The organism is Streptomyces sp. NPDC048419 (genome assembly GCF_043200415.1).
Taxonomy (GTDB): Bacteria; Actinomycetota; Actinomycetes; order Streptomycetales; family Streptomycetaceae; genus Streptomyces.
Genome location: NZ_JBICXT010000002.1, coordinates 340,835 through 356,657 on the forward strand (window position 1 = coordinate 340,835; position 15,823 = coordinate 356,657).

Genomic DNA, 15,823 nt, shown 5'->3' on the forward strand with positions numbered 1-15,823 from the left:
ACGAAGTTCGGGGCGCGGCGCTCCTCCAGGGGGTGTCTGACACCCCCTAGGGCGCCGCGCCCCGCCCCCCGACTGTGGGTGCCCCCTGGCCGGTCCGGTCGCTCTAGTCGGTCGTCAGCTCGGGCAGCGTCCCGGTCCGGGACGCCTGCCCGTACCAGTGGGCGCTCGACTTCGGCGTACGGGCCAGCGTCGCGTAGTCCACGTAGACCGCGCCGAACCGCTTCTCGTAGCCGTACGCCCACTCGAAGTTGTCCATCAGGGACCACAGGTAGTAGCCCCGGACGTCCGCGCCGTCGGCGATGGCGCGGCGGACCGCCGAGAGGTGGCCGTGCAGATAGGCGACGCGCTCCGGGTCGTGGACGCGGCCGTCGGGGTCGGGCTTGTCGTCGTAGGCGGCGCCGTTCTCGGTGATGTAGAGGGGCAGGCCGGGGGCCTCGCGCGAGTAGCGCATGATCAGGTCGTGCAGGCCGGTCGGGTCGATGGTCCAGCCCATCTCCGTGCGCTCGCCCGGCGTCTGGTGGAACAGGACGTCGTCCGCGCCCGGCCAGGGGGAGTGCTCGCTCGCGCCGTGGCCGTCGGTGCGCGGGCTGGCCACCGGGCCGTCCGCCGTGGAAACCAGCGCCGGTGTGTAGTAGTTGAGGCCCAGCGCGTCCAGCGGCTGGTGGATCGCCTGCAGATCGCCGTCGAGGACGTACGACCAGTCGGTGATCAGCTCGGTCGCGGCGAACAGCGACTGCGGGTACGCGCCGTGCAGGATCGGGCCGTGGAAGACGCCGTTGGCCAGGTCGTCGATCTTCCGCACCGCCGCCAGATCGCCCGGGTCCCCTGGTGAAAGGGGCCTGACGACCGCGGAGTTGAGGCTGATCGCGACCGAGTTGCGGGCGGGCATCACCGAGCGCAGCGCCGTGGTGCCGAGTCCGTGCGCCAGGTTGAGGTGGTGGGCGGCCCGCAGCGACGCCTCCGGGTCCGTGCGGCCCGGGGCGTGCACACCGGAGCCGTAGCCCAAGAAGGCGCTGCACCACGGCTCGTTGAGCGTGATCCACTGCTCCACCCGGTCGCCGAGCGCCTCGCCGACGATCTGCGCGTACTCGGCGAACCGGTAGGCGGTGTCCCGCTCCGGCCAGCCGCCCGCGTCCTCCAGCTCCTGCGGCAGGTCCCAGTGGTAGAGGGTGACCGCGGGCTTGATGTCGTGCGCGAGCAGCTCGTCCACCAGACGCCGGTAGAAGTCCAGGCCCCGCTGCACCGCCGGGCCACGGCCGGTCGGCTGCACCCGCGGCCAGGAGATCGAGAAGCGGTAGCCGGCCAGCCCCAACTCGGCCATCATCGCGACGTCTTCGCGGTACCGGTGGTAGTGGTCGACAGCGATGTCACCGTGGTCGCCGCCGACCGTCTTGCCCGGGGTGTGGCTGAAGGTGTCCCAGATCGATGGCGTACGGCCGTCCTCCCGCACCGCACCCTCGATCTGGTACGCCGAGGTGGCGGCGCCCCAGAGGAAGGCGGGAGGAAAGGTCACCGGGTTCGCAGGTTGTGCGGACTCAAGCATGGAAGCGCTCCCATAAATGGTCGTTCAGACCGAAGAGTTGTGGAGGAAGGGGGCCGAGGCGGTGACCCGGCCCCGCGGTACGTACGGCGAGAACGAGGCGGCGGGGCGTCAGCCCTTGATCGCGCCCTGCATGATTCCGCCCACGATCTGCTTGCCGAACAGGATGAAGGCGATCAGCAGCGGCAGCGTGCCCAGCAGCGCGCCTGCCATGATCACGGCCTGGTCGGGGACATAGCCGGTTCCCAGCGAGTTCAGGGCGACCTGCACGGTCGGGTTCTGCTGGTTGAGGGCGATGATCGGCCACAGGAAGTCGTTCCAGGCGAACACGAAGGTCAGCAGGCCGAGCACGGCCATCGCCGGCCGGGCCGCGGGGAAGACCACGTGCCACACCACCCGCAGGCTGCTCGCACCGTCCACCCGGGCCGCCTCGATCAGCTCGGTCGGCAGCGCCTGCACCAGGTACTGCCGCATGAAGAACGTGCCGAAGGCCGTCACCAGCGTGGGCAGGATGACCGTCTGGAGCTGGTTGGACCAGCCGAGGTTGCTCATCCACAGGTACAGGGGTACGACGGCCAGCTGCGGCGGGATCATCATCGTGCCGATCGTCAGCAGCAGCAGGACGCCGGAGAACCTGAAGCGCAGTTTGGCGAAGGCGAACCCGGCGAGCGTGGAGAAGACCACCGTGCTGATGGTGATGGTGCCCGCGACGATCACGCTGTTGACCATGGCCGTGCCCAGGCCCCCCTGCTCCCAGGCTGCCTGGAGGTTCTTGAACAGGTTCCCGCCGAACCACAGCGGCGGCGGGGTCTCCGCGAGCCGCCGGTCGGTGCGCGATGCGGCGATCGCCGTCCACACCAGGGGCGCCAGCGAGACCAGCGCGAAGACCGTCAGGACGATGTACGTCACCGGGCCGGCGTGCAGCTGCTTGCCCGCGCCCATCACCCGGCGGCCCGGGCCCTTCTTCTGCCGAGCCTGAGGCAGCGTCAGTTCACTGGTGGTCATTGGGACTTCCTCAGGCGTCGGGTGAACAGCATGTTGATCACGGCGACGATCAGCAGGATCAGGAACATCGACCAGGCGATCGCGGACGCCTTGCCGAGGTTGCCGATGATCCAGCCCTGGTCGTACATGTACAGGCCGAGCGTCTGGTACTGGTGCTCCGAGCCGCCCTTGGAACCGCTGACCCCGCCGAACAGCAGCGGCTCACCGAAGAGCTGGGTCGCGCCGATGGTGGACACCACCACGGTGAACAGGATCGTCGGCCGCAGCTGCGGGATCGTCACGTGCCGGAACTGCTGCCAGCGGTTGGCTCCGTCGATCGCCGCCGACTCGTACAGGTCCGCCGGGATCGCCTGCATCGCCGCCAGATAGATCAGCGCGTTGTAACCGGTCCACCGCCAGATCACGATCGAGGACACGGCGAACTGCGAACCCCAGTCGGATTCACGCCAGTTGATCGGGTCGATCCCCACGAAGTGCAGGAAGTAGTTGATCATGCCGCCGTCCCAGGAGTACAGCAGCGTGAACACCAGGGTCGCCGCCGCCACCGAGGTGGCGTACGGGGTGAGCATCACGACCCGCCACACGGTCGAGCCGCGCAGCCGGTAGTTGAGCAGATGCGCCAGGCCGATCGCCGCCATCAGCTGCGGAACGGTCGAGATCACACCGATGGTGAACGTGTTCTTCAGCGCGTTCCAGAAGAAGTCCGAGCTGAGCAGGTTCTTGTAGTTGTCCAGGCCCGCCCAGGTCTGGTGGTCCAAATCGGACAGCTGCACGTTGTGCAGCGAGTACCAGGCCGTGTAGAGGAGCGGGATCAGGGAGAACGCCCCGAAGATGATGAAGAAGGGGGAGATGAACGCGTACGGCGACGCCTTCATGTCCCAGCGGTACAGCCGGCTGCGCCAGGAGCCTTGGTCCGGCGGCTGGGTACCGCGACCGTGAGCGCCCCGGGCCGCGCCCGGCTGGGAGCCGGACGCGGCCTCGGCGCTCGACGCGGGGTGCGCGAGAGCCTGCTTGGAGCTGGTCACTGGCCGAGCACGTCCTTGATCTCCTTGGTCGCGGCATCCCAGCCCTGAGTGGGCGTCTTGCCCTTCTGCTCGACCTGGAGGATGCCGACGTCGGTGATGGCCGTGTTGATCGGCTGGTCCTTGATACCGAAGTACTGGACCGGGATGGTCTTCGCCGAGTCGGCGAAGATCTGCGTGATCGGCGCGTTGGAGAAGTAGGCCGTGGTGTCCGCGGCCGGCTTCAGGCCCGCGTACGCCGACGGGGTCGACGGGAAGCTGGCCTGCTTGGCGAAGACCTTCGCCTGCTGCTCGGGCGCGGTCAGCCACTTCGTCAGGGCGATGGCCTCCTTCTGGTGCTTGCCCGCCGTCGGCACGCCGAGGAAGGAGCCGCCCCAGTTGGCCGCGGTCGGGGCCGCCGCCACGTCCCAGTTGCCCTTGCCGGAGTCACCGGACTTCTGCTCGATGTAGCCGATCATCCAGGCAGGGCAGGCCACCGTGGCGAAGGTGCCGTTCGCGAAGCCCTGGTCCCACGGCTTGTCGAACTGCTTCAGCTTCGCCGACATGTTGCTGGTCGCCACCGACATCGAGACGTCCCAGGCCTTGCTCACGCCCTGGGACTTGTCCCAGATGACGTTGCCGTCCTTGTCGTAGTAGCGCTCGCTGCCACCACCGAGGGCGGCGTTGTAGACGGAGGAGGCGGAGTCCACGAACTTGGTGCCCTTGGGCGCCTTCTTCATGTAGTCCTTGCCGACGTCGACGTATTTCGCCCAGTCGCCCTTCCACATCGCGGCGAGCTTGTTGCGGTCCGTCTCCAGGCCGGCCTTCTGGAACAGGTCCTTGCGGTAACAGATGGCCATCGGGCCGACGTCGGTACCGAGCCCGATCAGCTTGCCGTCCTTGCTGGTGGCCTGGGCGTTCTTCCAGTCCAGCCACTGGGACTTGTCGACCTCCTTGCCGAGGTCGACGAACTTGCTCGCCTGCGTCTGCACGGCCTCGGTGATGTTGCCGACCTCGATCGCCTGGATGTCGTCGGTGCCGGAACCGGCCTGCAGCCGGGTGAGCACCTTCGGCCAGTACACGTCGGTACGGGTGGTGACGTTCTCCTTGATGCTGATGTCGGGGTGCAGCTTCATGTACTCGTCGTAGAGGCCGGCCTGCTTGTAGCCGAAGACTCCGAAGGTGCCGACGGTCAACGTGGTCTTGCCCTTGGCGTTTCCGCCGCCGTTGTCCGAGCCCGACGAGCTGTCGTCACTGGCGCAGCCGGCCAGCAGCCCCGTGGCCAGCGCGGCGACGGCCGCGAAGGCCACCACCCGATGGGACCGGCGGGTACTCGTGCGCATTGGGTCCTCCTGTTGCCTGACGTGCCGACCCCCCGGCCAACTGCACTGGTTGGGCCCGTTGGTACTCGCTGCGGCTCGGGCGGGGAACGTGCGGGATGTGTATGTGTCAGGTACTGTGGGAGCGCTCCCACAGGTGATGTGTTGAAGGTTCGCCGGTTCGGGCGGGGGTGTCAAGGGTGGAAGCGGGGCTAGCTGTCTTCAGTTATCGGGCTGTTAAGTGGACGCGATGACTCCGGTGCCGGTCAATGCCTTTGGCCCGTCCGGCGCGTGGGGGCGGGGCTCTTGAGGGGCCCGAGCCGGGTCCGGGAGCGGCGGCCACCAGGCCGGTCACCACAGCCGACAGGGCTGTTAGATTCCAGGCCAGCAGCAACAACGGTGGAAGGCGGCGGAGCTCATGGCAGGCCACGGAGCGCGGAGCCGGAGCGGGGGCCGGCCCACCCTCGAAGAGGTGGCCGCACGCGCCGGTGTCGGCCGCGGCACCGTCTCCCGGGTGATCAACGGCTCGCCCCGGGTCAGCGAGGCGACCCGCGCCGCGGTCGAGGCGGCGGTCGCCGAACTCGGCTACGTCCCCAACACCGCCGCCCGCGCGCTGGCGGCCAACCGCACGGACGCGATCGCGCTGGTCGTCCCCGAGCCGGAGACCCGCTTCTTCGCGGAGCCGTACTTCTCGGACATGCTCAAGGGTGTCGGTGCCGAGCTGTCCGAGACCGAGATGCAGCTCCTGCTGATCTTCGCGGGCAGCGACCGCGAACGCCGCCGGCTGGCCCAGTACCTGGCCGCCCACCGCGTGGACGGCGTCCTGCTGGTCTCGGTGCACGCCGACGACCCGCTGCCCGACCTGCTGGCCCAGCTGGAGATCCCGGCGGTGATCAGCGGCCCCCGGTCCGCCGCGGAGACGCTGACCTCGGTCGACTCGGACAACTACGGCGGCGGCCGCTCGGCCGTCGAGCACCTGATCGGCCGGGGCCGGCGGCATATCGCCCACATCACCGGCCGCCTCGACGTCTACGGTGCGCAGCGCCGCGTCGAGGGCTACCGGGACGCCCTGCGCGACGCGGGCCACAAGGTGGACGACAAGCTGATCGAGGCGGGCGACTTCACCGAGGAGGGCGGCCGCCGGGCGATGACGAACCTGCTCGCCCGCCACCCCGACCTGGACGCGGTCTTCGCCGGATCCGACGTGATGGCGGCCGGCGCCCGCCAGGTCCTGCGCGAGAAGGGCCACCGCATCCCCGACGACGTGGCGCTGGTCGGCTACGACGACTCGGCCATCGCCCGCCACATGGACCCGCCGCTCACCAGCGTCCGCCAGCCCATCGAGGAGATGGGCCGGCGCATGATCGACCTCCTCCTCGGCGAGATCGCCGACCGCCGCCCGCCGGCCTCCCGCGACCTGGACCGCCGTCAGGTGGTGCTGGCGACGGAGCTGGTGACGCGTACGTCGTCCTGATCACGGGGAGCCCGCTGATGCCACGTCAGTGAGGAGGGCGTGGCCTCTTCTCCCCGGAAACGACTCAGCCGGCGACCCTGTTTCCAGGGCCACCGGCTGATCACGCAGGGTGAGTGACGGGACTTGAACCCGCGGCATCCTGGACCACAACCAGGTGCTCTACCAGCTGAGCTACACCCACCATGACCGACAGTGGACTTTGTGCTTTCCCCACCGGCCGAGAAAAAGTGTACAGGGTCCGAAGGGGTGCTCGCGCACGGCTTTTCGCGGCGCCCCTTCGGGGCCTCTACCGCGCAGGCAGGACGTGCTTCGCCGCGATCGACCTGGCCGTCTCCGAGTCGGGTCCGGGCTGCGGCACGAAGACCGCCTCGCGGTAGTAGCGGAGCTCCGCGATGGACTCGCGGATGTCGGCGAGTGCGCGGTGGTTGCCGTTCTTCTCGGGGCTGTTGAAGTACGCCCGCGGGTACCAGCGCCGGGCCAGCTCCTTGATGCTGGAGACGTCGACGATCCGGTAGTGGAGGTAGCTCTCCAGCGTCGACATGTCCCTGAGCAGGAAGCCGCGGTCGGTGCCGACCGAGTTGCCGCACAGCGGGGCCTTGCCGGCTTCCTTGACGTGCTCGCGGATGTAGGAGAGGACCTGCTCCTCGGCGTCCGCCAGGGTCGTACCGCCGGCGAGCTCCTCCAGCAGGCCGGACGCGGTGTGCATCTGACGCACCACCTCCGGCATCGTCTCCAGCGCCCGGTCCGGCGGGCGGATGACGATGTCCACACCGTCGCCGAGCACGTTCAGCTCGGAGTCGGTGACGAGGGCGGCCACCTCGATGAGCGCGTCGTCCGACAGCGAGAGGCCGGTCATCTCGCAGTCGATCCACACCATGCGATCGTTCATGCGACCACCCTAAGGCGGAGGTCCACTTTTGGGTGCCCCGCGGTGCAGGAGGCGTATCAGGGAGCCCTGGCTCCCTGATACGCCACGCGTTCATGTGCCGCTGCGCTGCCCCGGCAGGGTCGCCCGGCTGGTGACGTACGATTCGCGGCCGTTCTCCGCGGAGGCGGCCGCCGCCGTCGACAGTGACGCGCCCGAGCCGATCGCCGATGCGGCCGCGCGGCGGCTCTGCAGCGGAACCGGACTCTCCGGATGCAGCGACGGACCCGGCATGGCGGGGCCCGCCGGTCCGTCCAGGTCGGCCGGTTTGTCGCTCTGCGGCCGGCGGGCACGGTACGCCGCGCGGTAGGCGGCCGGGGACGAACCCAGCTGACGCCGGAAGTGGCCGCGCAGGGCCACCGGCGAGCGGAAGCCGCAGCGGCCCGCGACCTCGTCCACCGAGTAGTCCGACGTCTCCAGCAGCCGCTGAGCCTGCAGCACCCGCTGGGTGATCAGCCACTGGAGGGGAGCACTACCGGTCAGCGAGCGGAAGCGGCGGTCGAAGGTGCGGCGGCTCATGTACGCGCGTGCCGCCAGCGTTTCGACGTCGAACTGCTCGTGGAGATGCTCCAGCGCCCAGGCGACGACCTCGGCGAGCGGGTCGGCGCCGATCTCCTCTGGTAAAGAGCGGTCCAGGTAGCGCTCCTGGCCTCCCGTCCGGCGCGGTGGGACGACCAGCCGGCGGGCCAGCGCACCGGCCGCCTCGTTGCCGTGGTCCGTGCGCACGATGTGCAGGCACAGGTCGATTCCGGCCGCCGTACCGGCGGACGTCAGCACGTCGCCGTCGTCGACGAAGAGCTCTCTCGGGTCGACATGGACCGACGGATAGCGCTTGGCCAGCGTCGGTGCGTACATCCAGTGCGTGGTCGCCGGACGGCCGTCCAGCAGACCGGCCGCCGCCAGCACGAAGGCGCCGGTGCACAGCCCGACGATACGGGCGCCTTCCTCGTGCGCCCGGCGCAGTGCGTCGAGCGCCTCCTCCGGCGGTGGCGATGTGATCGAGCGCCAGGCCGGTACGACGACCGTGCCCGCACGTGAGATCGCCTCCAGGCCATGTGGCGCGGTGAGTTCCAGGCCCCCTGTGGTCCGCAGCGGGCCTTCCTCGCCTCCGCACACCAGCAGTCGGTATCGCGGTACGCCGGCGTCCTGGCGGTCGATCCCGAACACCGACAGCGGTATGGAACTCTCGAAGATGGGGCCGCCGCTGAACAGCAGCACCGCGACGATCTCCTTGCGGCGTCGCCCGGAAAGCTTCCGGGCCGCGGCTTCCGGCGCGGCAGTGGAGTCGTGGCTCATACTGCTAAGCCCCCCTCGGTGGTCGCGGCTCCTCGGTTGTGTCGCTCCTGCACGTTTCCCCTCGGTCCTGCACGAGTCCCCCGCCGTAAGACGTCAAGATCGAATCTACTGTGTCCCGTGGTGCCGGGGTGACCCAGTTCGGGAACCGGCACATTGTCGACATGGCAACTTGGCGTGAAGCATTCGATCACGAAGCGTTGCACTCACGGGCCGTGCAGGGAAGTGCGCCTTGTCGCAGTGGCCAATCCACGTAGGGTGCGCGGGGCCTCGGAGCCCCTGTTCGTGCAGGTGGAACGGGGGTTGGGGGGTAGTTGCGGCAAGGAATGCACGGGGTCCGGAAGTTGGCTGAAAAGCGACGTGCGCGTGCGCGGAAACCGGTCAGCCGACCGGTGTGTTTCCACCGGCCCGTCGTCCGCCTCTGTGAGCGCCCGTGCCGTTTCTGTGACGACGCTCATGGCCCGGTGCGGACTCCTCCGGCGGGCGCCGAGCCGCGCCGCGTTCGGACTGGCGCAGCAGCAGGCGGCAGACCGCGGTGACGGCGGCGAGGCCGAGCGCCGTGCCCGCGGCGCCGGCGAGCGAGGTGCCGTACCAGACGAGTACCACGGGAACCAGGACGCAGCTGAAGGCGGCCCAGCGGACCACGTCGGTCGCGGTCTCCTGGGACGGATTGGTCGCTCGGGGAGTGTCGGGGGTGGGGCGCGGTCCGGACATGCGTACTCCCTGGGGCCGGGGTCACGGTGTTCAACGCCTGTTCGACCGGTCGGTCACTGGCCGCCGCCGGGTTCCGGACCCGCTCATTCCCGCGCCCCGGGCCGTCGAGACGGCTGAATGCTGCGCAAAGCGCCTGTACAGCGCAGCAACCATTGCGTTGCGGGCGCCCCCTCGTGCATGCTCCCTGGAACCCCCACGACGGGGGCCCCTCGTTCGAGCGAGCCGAGAAGCGAGCCGAGAGCGGGGGAGCGGGCGGGATCTGGGCTAAGGAGGCGTGCCGCCGTACCCTTGGGGGTATGGGGTTGGGAAGGTGATTCCCGGACACAGCTCCGCCGCACACTGTCGTCCCTCCCAAAAAGGATCAAAACGCCGAGACAGCCATGGCCGGTCACGAATTCTTCGAACCCGCGGACCGCAAGCGGCCCGTCGCCGATCCCACGGCGGCCGAGCCCGAGGCGGCGGAACAGCCACGCCACTCCTGCGATCCAGCCTTCAAGCACGGCGTCGTCGTCGGATTCGACGGCTCCACGTCCAGTGAGCGCGCCCTCGCCTACGCGATCGGCATGGCCCATCGCACCGGCTCGGGCCTGATCATCGTCCACGTCGCCAACCGGCTGCCCACCACGGTGTGGGCCGGCTGCGAGCCACCGGTCTTCGTCGACGTGCCGGACCACCGCACCGAGGTTCTCGGCCTCGAACTCGCCTGCGCGGAGTACCTCGCCGAGGTGCCCTGGATCCTGGTCGAGCGCGGTGGCGACATCTGCCACGAACTGGAAGAGGTCGGACGGGAGTACGAGGCGGACGCGATCGTCGTGGGTTCCACGCACGGCATCGTCGGGCGCCTCTTCGGCTCCGTCGCGGGGCGGCTCGCCAAGCGGGCCAAGCGTCCCGTCGTCGTCATTCCGTAACGCGCCGTTCCCCCTGGTGGGATGCGATCCGGGAACGGCCGGTCACCTTTGTGCAAAACGCCAACCTACTGGCGCGTAGAGGTGTTTGTGCTTTTGTGAAGGGCATATATCGCTCACCGCACAACTGCACATGCACGAAGGGAGCCCGCCGTGGACAACGACGTCTCTGCGGGAAGCGGAACCACTACCGTGGTCGGCCGACTCGCCCTGGGAATCACCCTGTTGGCGTTCGGACTCGGGAACACCGACGTGATCAACGGTGTGTCGGCCGCTGACGCCGTCTCAGGCCCACTACGTAGGCGGCGTTGCGCTGTTCGTCGCCGGACTCTTCGCCTTCCGCGACCGTGACACGACGACGGGTACGGCCTACTCGGCGCTCGGCGCCCTGTGGTTCACCTGGGCCGTCACGGCCGGCAACTCGATGTCCGCCAACGCGGCAGGTCTGTTCCTGCTGCTGTTCGCCCTGGTGGCGCTCACCCTGACCCTCGCGGGCGGGGACCAACTCGCCCAGGGCACCTACGGGTTGTTCTTCGTCTCCCTCGTGCTCCTCGCCGTCGCCCAGTTCGCGACGAACGGCTCGCTCACCAAGGTGGGCGGCTGGTTCGCCGTGGCGGCGGGGGCGGTCGCCTGGTACGCGGCGACCGCGGCGTTGGCCCACTGGCCGACGGTTCTGCCTCGACGTGCTGCCGGCCGGGGGGTGACGGCCACCGGCTGAATGGCAGCCGTCGTCGGGGCATTGGGCGGCCCCGGCGATCCGAATGGACCCCCGCGTGTCTGGTGGCAGCACGTGGGGGTCCCTTCTGCGGTCTCTACTCGACCGTCACCGACTTCGCCAGGTTCCGCGGCTTGTCGATGTCCCTGCCCAGGGCCAAGGCCGTGTGGTAGGCGAGGAGTTGAAGGGGGACGCCCATCAGGATGGGGTCGAGTTCGTCCTCGTTCTTCGGGACGACGATCGTCTCGTCGGCCTTCGCCTCGTGCTGGTGGGCCACCGCGAGGATCTTGCCGCTGCGGGCCTTGATCTCCTCCATGGCCGCGCGGTTCTTCTCCAGCAGGTCGTCGTCGGGGACGATCGCGACCGTGGGGAGGGCCGGCTCGATCAGGGCCAGCGGGCCGTGCTTGAGCTCGGAGGCCGGGTAGGCCTCGGCGTGGATGTACGAGACCTCCTTGAGCTTCAGGGAGGCCTCGCGGGCCACCGGGTAACCCCGGACGCGGCCGATGAAGAGCATCGAGCGGGCCTCGGCGAACTGCTCGGCCAGGCGCTTGATCTCGTCCTCCTGCTTGAGGACCTCGGTGATCTGCTCGGGGAGCTTGCGCAGGCCCTCGATGATCCGCTTGCCGTCGCGGACCGAGAGGTCACGGGTGCGGCCCAGGTGCAGGGCGAGCAGCGCGAAGGCGACCGTGGTGTTGGTGAAGCACTTGGTGGAGACGACGCAGACCTCGGGGCCCGCGTGGACGTAGATGCCCGCGTCGGCCTCCCGCGCGATCGCCGAACCGACCACGTTGACGATGCCGAAGACCCGCGCGCCCTTGCGCTTCAGCTCCTGGACGGCGGCGAGGACGTCGTAGGTCTCACCGGACTGGGAGACGGCGACGTAGAGGGTGTCGGGGTCCACGACCGCGTTGCGGTAGCGGAATTCGGAGGCCGGCTCGGCGTCCGCGGGGATGCGGGCCAGCTCCTCGATCATCTGGGCGCCGATCATGCCCGCGTGGTACGAGGTGCCGCAGCCGAGGATCTTCACCCGGCGGATCTGGCGGGCCTCACGGGCGTCCAGGTTGAGGCCGCCGAGGTGCACGGTGGAGAAGCGGTCGTCGATGCGGCCGCGCAGCACGCGGTCCACGGCGTCGGCCTGCTCGTGGATCTCCTTGTGCATATAGGTGTCGTGGCCGCCCATGTCGTAGGAGGCGGCCTCCCACTCGACGGTGGTCGGCTCGGCCGTCGTGCGCGTGCCCTCGGTGGTGTAGGTGCGGAAGTCGTCGGCCTTGAGGGTGGCCATCTCGCCGTCGTCGAGAGTCACTATCTGCCGCGTGTGGGCGACCAGCGCGGCGATGTCCGAGGCGACGAACATCTCCTTCTCGCCGATGCCGAGGACCACCGGGGAGCCGTTGCGGGCGACCACGATGCGGTCGGGGAAGTCGGCGTGCATGACGGCGATGCCGTACGTGCCCTCGATGACCCGCAGGGTCTCGCGGACCTTCTCCTCCAGCTTCTCGGCCTGGGAGCGGGAGATGAGGTGGACGAGGACCTCGGTGTCCGTCTCGGAGAGGAACTCGACGCCGTCCGCCTCCAGCTTGCGGCGCAGGTCGGCGGCGTTGTCGATGATGCCGTTGTGGACGACGGCGACCGTGCCCTCGGCGTCCAGGTGCGGGTGGGCGTTCGCGTCGGAGGGGGCGCCGTGGGTGGCCCAGCGGGTGTGGGCGATACCGGTCGTGCCCTTGAAGCGGGCCGGGACCTTGGCCTCCAGGTCGCGTACGCGCCCCTTGGCCTTGACCATCTTCAGGCCGGCCGCCTTCGGGGAGGTGACGACGATGCCGGCCGAGTCGTAGCCGCGGTACTCCAGGCGCTGCAGGCCCTCCAGGAGGAGGGGCGCGACGTCACGCTTCCCGATGTATCCGACGATTCCGCACATATATAGGTATCCCGTTCCCGGCCTTGCGACTCAGCCGTAGACGATGCGGCGCAGCTGCCTGAGCGTAAGCTCCGGCGGTGCGACCGCCCGGTATTTCAGGTCCGCCCCGATCTGTTCGAAGATCGTCGCGTTCACCAGGCCCTGGGCCTGGAGCTCGCGGTGGCGGCGACGGACGTACTCCTCGGTCGTCTCGTCGAAGTAGGCGAGCACGTCCTGGATCACCCGCAGTGCCTCGCCCCTGCTGAGGGGCGAAGAGCGGGTCAGGTGATCAACAAGTTCGTCGTGCACCCGATGATCCTGGGGTACGAAAGACCGTTTCGCAAGAATCCTGCCCGATTTCGGGCAGGCCGCTGTGGACGATCTTTGGTGTTCTCATGAACGGCTGTTTGCGATCTGTCCACCCCGAGTCTGGTGCTTCGTCGCTCATGTGGACGAGTTTCAGACGTCATGGACATACCTCGTATGGGAGTACCGGAGCAGCTGGCCGAGCGCATGAGCCTGGCCGAGCAGCACGAGTACCTGCGCGCGAGATTCTCGCGGCGCAACCTGATGAGAGGCGGCGCCGTGACCATCGGCGCCGTCGCCGGTGGCGCGTTCGTGCCGGGAGCGGTCGCCCAGGCCGCGGTTCCCGCACAGCGCTCCGCCCCCGCGACCGAGGCCGTCGACGGCGCCTACGTCGCCCCCTTCGGCCGCCACCTCGCCTACGGCAACGACCCGCGCACCGAGATGACCGTCTCCTGGCAGGTCCCGGTCGCGGTGAAGAAGCCCTTCATCCGCATCGGCGCCCACCCCTGGGACCTCTCGCGCAAGATCGAGGCCGAGGTCCGCTCGCTCTACACGCCGGCCGGCGTCGGCGCGAGCGGCGACCACACGCAGTACTACGTCCACGCCAAGCTGACCCATCTGCGCCCGGGCCGGACGTACTACTACGGCGTCGGGCACCAGGGCTTCGACCCCGCCGAGCCACAACTGCTCGGCACCCTGGGCACGTTCACCACCGCGCCCGAGCGCAAGGAGCCGTTCACCTTCACGGCCTTCGGCGACCAGGGCGTCAGCTACCACGCGCTGGCCAACGACAGCCTGATCCTCGGCCAGAACCCGGTCTTCCACCTGCACGCCGGTGACATCGCCTACGGCGACCCGGCCGGCCAGGGCAGGTCGAGCGACACCGGATTCGACTCGCGCACCTGGGACCAGTTCCTCGCGCAGACCGAGCCGGTCGCCAAGTCCGTGCCGTGGATGGTCAGTTACGGCAACCACGACATGGAGGCCTGGTACTCGCCCAACGGCTACGGCGGCGAGGAGGCGCGCTTCACGCTGCCCGACAACGGGCCGGACAAGGCGCACCTGCCGGGCGTCTACTCCTTCGTCTACGGCAACACCGCGGTCATCTCGCTGGACCCGAACGACGTCTCCTTCGAGATCCCGGCCAACCTCGGCATCTCCGGCGGCACGCAGACCACGTGGTTCGAGGGCCAGCTGAAGAAGTTCCGCGCCTCGAAGGACATCGACTTCATCGTCGTGTTCTTCCACCACTGCGCCTACTGCACCTCCACGGCGCACGCCTCGGAGGGGGGCGTGCGACAGGAGTGGGTGCCGCTGTTCGACAAGTACACGGTGGACCTGGTGATCAACGGCCACAACCACCAGTACGAGCGCACCGACGTCATCAAGGGCGACAAGGTCGTCAAGAAGCTGCCGATCGGCGAGACGGCCTACTCCGAGACCGAGGGCGTCGTCTACGTGACGGCGGGCGCCGCGGGCCGCAGCCTGTACGCGTTCTCCGCGCCGGACTCCTACGAGGGGCACCTGAACGAGGTAGATTCCGTCGCCTCCTTCATCAACACCAAGGACGGCAAGGTCAACGAGACCGTCGCCTGGTCCCGGGTGCGCTACCTCAACTACTCCTTCCTGCGCGTGGACGTGGAGCCCGCAGCGCGCGGCCACTACGCCAGGCTGAAGGTGTCGGGCATCGCCGAGACCGGTGACCGCATCGACCACTTCACGGTGGCCCGCAAGGCCAAGTAGCAGCTGCCCGCACGGCAGGGCAGACACCGCGCAGGCGGTCCTCGCGCGCTACATGCGCTTGAGGATCGCCTGCTTGGCCAGGGTGAACTCCTCGTCGGTCAGCACGCCCGTGCGGTGCAGGTCGCCGAGCTCGCGCAGCCGCCGCAGCAGCGCGTCGTGGTCGTCCTCGCGCTGTTCGGCGGACGCGAGCCGCTTGTGGCTGCGCGGCTCCTCGGGCCCTGCGTCCGTCACGGCCGTCGCCGTGGGGTGCGGCAGGCGTGCCTGCACGGCGGCCGCGAGCAGCGCCATCAGCGGGTCCTTCTTGAAGCCCCACAGCTCCACGGAGTTGGGGTCGTACTTGGGCGGCGCCTTGGTGGGCGCGCCCTGCACGGTGAAGCGCAGGTGCCCGTTCTCCAGGCCGGCCGCGGGCTGCCACTCCACCGCCACCAGTTCCGCGACGGCCAGGGTGCGGGTGCCGGCGGCGGCCTTGGCGTCCTCCGTCTTCCAGTTCCACTCCAGGCGGACGAACTCGCCGTCGAAGCTCGCGGTGCCGTCCCCGGCCGAGATGGAGAGCGGGAGCGGCGGGCCCGGCAGCAGATACTCGCTCACCGGGTCGGCCGGAACCTCGTCGAGGAGCAGGGCGTTGCGCACCTCGTCGACGAAGTACTCGGCCACGCCGTAGCGGTCGGACTCGACGATCAGCTGGTAGGGGTCGTTGGGCTCGGTGAGCCGGCCGCCGGAGGCGTGCAGCAGCGGGTCGGCGCCGTCGCGCAGCCGCAGTCTGAGCCGCCCCGACTTCCGGCCCTGCTCGAACGAGATCCCCGCCAACGCCCCCAGCGGCACCACGAGTTCACCCAGCGTGCGGCGGAGCAGGCTGACGTTTCTGTCCCGCCCCGGCGTCAGTCGAAGGGCATCGCCGTCGAAGGCCCAGGTGCCGTCCTTCTGGATGATTTCCGCCATGGGGTGATTGTTTCACCGGATCTGCGAGAGAGTGGTCTCTACCATTCGTG

The 15,823-nt window shown here is 69.2% G+C and carries 13 protein-coding genes, 1 tRNA gene and 1 pseudogene; 4 read left to right on the forward strand and 11 right to left on the reverse strand.

Translation table 11 applies throughout. The features are described 5' to 3' along the window. Positions 1 to 103: 103 nt before the first annotated feature. The 4 genes from ACGFYN_RS05545 to ACGFYN_RS05560 form a co-directional block, all read right to left on the reverse strand. On the reverse strand, positions 104 to 1,543 hold the full coding sequence (locus ACGFYN_RS05545) for a GH1 family beta-glucosidase (protein WP_393864443.1): 1,440 nt from the start codon (positions 1,541 to 1,543) through the stop codon (positions 104 to 106). Between the two features lie 108 nt (positions 1,544 to 1,651). Further along, positions 1,652 to 2,545 carry a carbohydrate ABC transporter permease gene (locus ACGFYN_RS05550; protein ID WP_393864444.1) on the reverse strand — a complete coding sequence of 298 codons (894 nt, stop codon included), beginning with the start codon at positions 2,543 to 2,545 and terminating at the stop codon, positions 1,652 to 1,654. Beyond that, entirely contained in the window at positions 2,542 to 3,570 is a 1,029-nt protein-coding gene (locus ACGFYN_RS05555; RefSeq protein ID WP_393864445.1) for a carbohydrate ABC transporter permease, read from the reverse strand. The genes ACGFYN_RS05550 and ACGFYN_RS05555 overlap by 4 nt, the downstream gene beginning before the upstream one ends. Beyond that, entirely contained in the window at positions 3,567 to 4,889 is a 1,323-nt protein-coding gene (locus tag ACGFYN_RS05560; protein WP_393864446.1) for an ABC transporter substrate-binding protein, read from the reverse strand. The genes ACGFYN_RS05555 and ACGFYN_RS05560 overlap by 4 nt, the downstream gene beginning before the upstream one ends. A 394-nt stretch (positions 4,890 to 5,283) precedes the next feature. On the opposite strand from ACGFYN_RS05560, the gene ACGFYN_RS05565 reads away from it, so the two are divergent. Further along, positions 5,284 to 6,339: a LacI family DNA-binding transcriptional regulator gene (locus tag ACGFYN_RS05565; RefSeq protein ID WP_393864447.1), complete on the forward strand. Its 1,056-nt coding sequence runs from the start codon at positions 5,284 to 5,286 to the stop codon at positions 6,337 to 6,339. 108 nt (positions 6,340 to 6,447) lie between these two features. Here the strand turns inward: ACGFYN_RS05565 and ACGFYN_RS05570 are convergent. The 4 genes from ACGFYN_RS05570 to ACGFYN_RS05585 form a co-directional block, all read right to left on the reverse strand. Further along, a tRNA-His gene (locus ACGFYN_RS05570) sits at positions 6,448 to 6,520 on the reverse strand. Positions 6,521 to 6,625: 105 nt separating this feature from the next. Further along, the gene (orn, locus tag ACGFYN_RS05575; RefSeq protein ID WP_393864448.1) at positions 6,626 to 7,228 is read right to left on the reverse strand and encodes an oligoribonuclease; all 603 of its coding nucleotides are present in this window, start codon (positions 7,226 to 7,228) and stop codon (positions 6,626 to 6,628) included. A 90-nt stretch (positions 7,229 to 7,318) separates the two neighbouring features. Next, positions 7,319 to 8,560 carry a helix-turn-helix domain-containing protein gene (locus ACGFYN_RS05580; RefSeq protein ID WP_393864449.1) on the reverse strand — a complete coding sequence of 414 codons (1,242 nt, stop codon included), beginning with the start codon at positions 8,558 to 8,560 and terminating at the stop codon, positions 7,319 to 7,321. Between the two features lie 378 nt (positions 8,561 to 8,938). Beyond that, positions 8,939 to 9,271, reverse strand: a complete 333-nt coding sequence (locus ACGFYN_RS05585; protein WP_393864450.1) for a hypothetical protein — start codon at positions 9,269 to 9,271, stop codon at positions 8,939 to 8,941. 380 nt (positions 9,272 to 9,651) lie between these two features. Here ACGFYN_RS05585 and ACGFYN_RS05590 point away from each other — a divergent pair, with 380 nt between their 5' ends. Further along, positions 9,652 to 10,179, forward strand: a complete 528-nt coding sequence (locus ACGFYN_RS05590; protein WP_393864451.1) for a universal stress protein — start codon at positions 9,652 to 9,654, stop codon at positions 10,177 to 10,179. A 150-nt stretch (positions 10,180 to 10,329) separates the two neighbouring features. Next, positions 10,330 to 10,894, forward strand: a pseudogene (locus ACGFYN_RS05595) (GPR1/FUN34/YaaH family transporter). Positions 10,895 to 10,988: 94 nt separating this feature from the next. Here the strand turns inward: ACGFYN_RS05595 and glmS are convergent. Further along, positions 10,989 to 12,806, reverse strand: coding sequence for a glutamine--fructose-6-phosphate transaminase (isomerizing) (gene glmS, locus ACGFYN_RS05600; protein ID WP_393864452.1), 1,818 nt, complete (start codon positions 12,804 to 12,806; stop codon positions 10,989 to 10,991). Between the two features lie 30 nt (positions 12,807 to 12,836). Further along, on the reverse strand, positions 12,837 to 13,094 hold the full coding sequence (locus ACGFYN_RS05605; RefSeq protein ID WP_393864453.1) for a hypothetical protein: 258 nt from the start codon (positions 13,092 to 13,094) through the stop codon (positions 12,837 to 12,839). A 174-nt stretch (positions 13,095 to 13,268) separates the two neighbouring features. Here ACGFYN_RS05605 and ACGFYN_RS05610 point away from each other — a divergent pair, with 174 nt between their 5' ends. Further along, positions 13,269 to 14,834: a purple acid phosphatase family protein gene (locus ACGFYN_RS05610; protein ID WP_393864454.1), complete on the forward strand. Its 1,566-nt coding sequence runs from the start codon at positions 13,269 to 13,271 to the stop codon at positions 14,832 to 14,834. A gap of 48 nt (positions 14,835 to 14,882) precedes the next feature. Here the strand turns inward: ACGFYN_RS05610 and ACGFYN_RS05615 are convergent, their stop codons facing one another. Beyond that, entirely contained in the window at positions 14,883 to 15,773 is an 891-nt protein-coding gene (locus ACGFYN_RS05615) for a DUF4429 domain-containing protein (protein WP_393864455.1), read from the reverse strand. Between the last annotated feature and the right edge of the window lie 50 nt (positions 15,774 to 15,823).

Coding starts and splice junctions, on each gene's coding strand:
- ACGFYN_RS05545 (WP_393864443.1), bottom strand. CDS start 1,543: ATGCTTGAGTCCGCACAACCTGCGAACCCGGTGACCTTTCCTCCCGCC.
- ACGFYN_RS05550 (WP_393864444.1), bottom strand. CDS start 2,545: ATGACCACCAGTGAACTGACGCTGCCTCAGGCTCGGCAGAAGAAGGGC.
- ACGFYN_RS05560 (WP_393864446.1), bottom strand. CDS start 4,889: ATGCGCACGAGTACCCGCCGGTCCCATCGGGTGGTGGCCTTCGCGGCC.
- ACGFYN_RS05565 (WP_393864447.1), top strand. CDS start 5,284: ATGGCAGGCCACGGAGCGCGGAGCCGGAGCGGGGGCCGGCCCACCCTC.
- orn (WP_393864448.1), bottom strand. CDS start 7,228: ATGAACGATCGCATGGTGTGGATCGACTGCGAGATGACCGGCCTCTCG.
- ACGFYN_RS05580 (WP_393864449.1), bottom strand. CDS start 8,560: ATGAGCCACGACTCCACTGCCGCGCCGGAAGCCGCGGCCCGGAAGCTT.
- ACGFYN_RS05585 (WP_393864450.1), bottom strand. CDS start 9,271: ATGTCCGGACCGCGCCCCACCCCCGACACTCCCCGAGCGACCAATCCG.
- ACGFYN_RS05590 (WP_393864451.1), top strand. CDS start 9,652: ATGGCCGGTCACGAATTCTTCGAACCCGCGGACCGCAAGCGGCCCGTC.
- glmS (WP_393864452.1), bottom strand. CDS start 12,806: ATGTGCGGAATCGTCGGATACATCGGGAAGCGTGACGTCGCGCCCCTC.
- ACGFYN_RS05610 (WP_393864454.1), top strand. CDS start 13,269: ATGGGAGTACCGGAGCAGCTGGCCGAGCGCATGAGCCTGGCCGAGCAG.
- ACGFYN_RS05615 (WP_393864455.1), bottom strand. CDS start 15,773: ATGGCGGAAATCATCCAGAAGGACGGCACCTGGGCCTTCGACGGCGAT.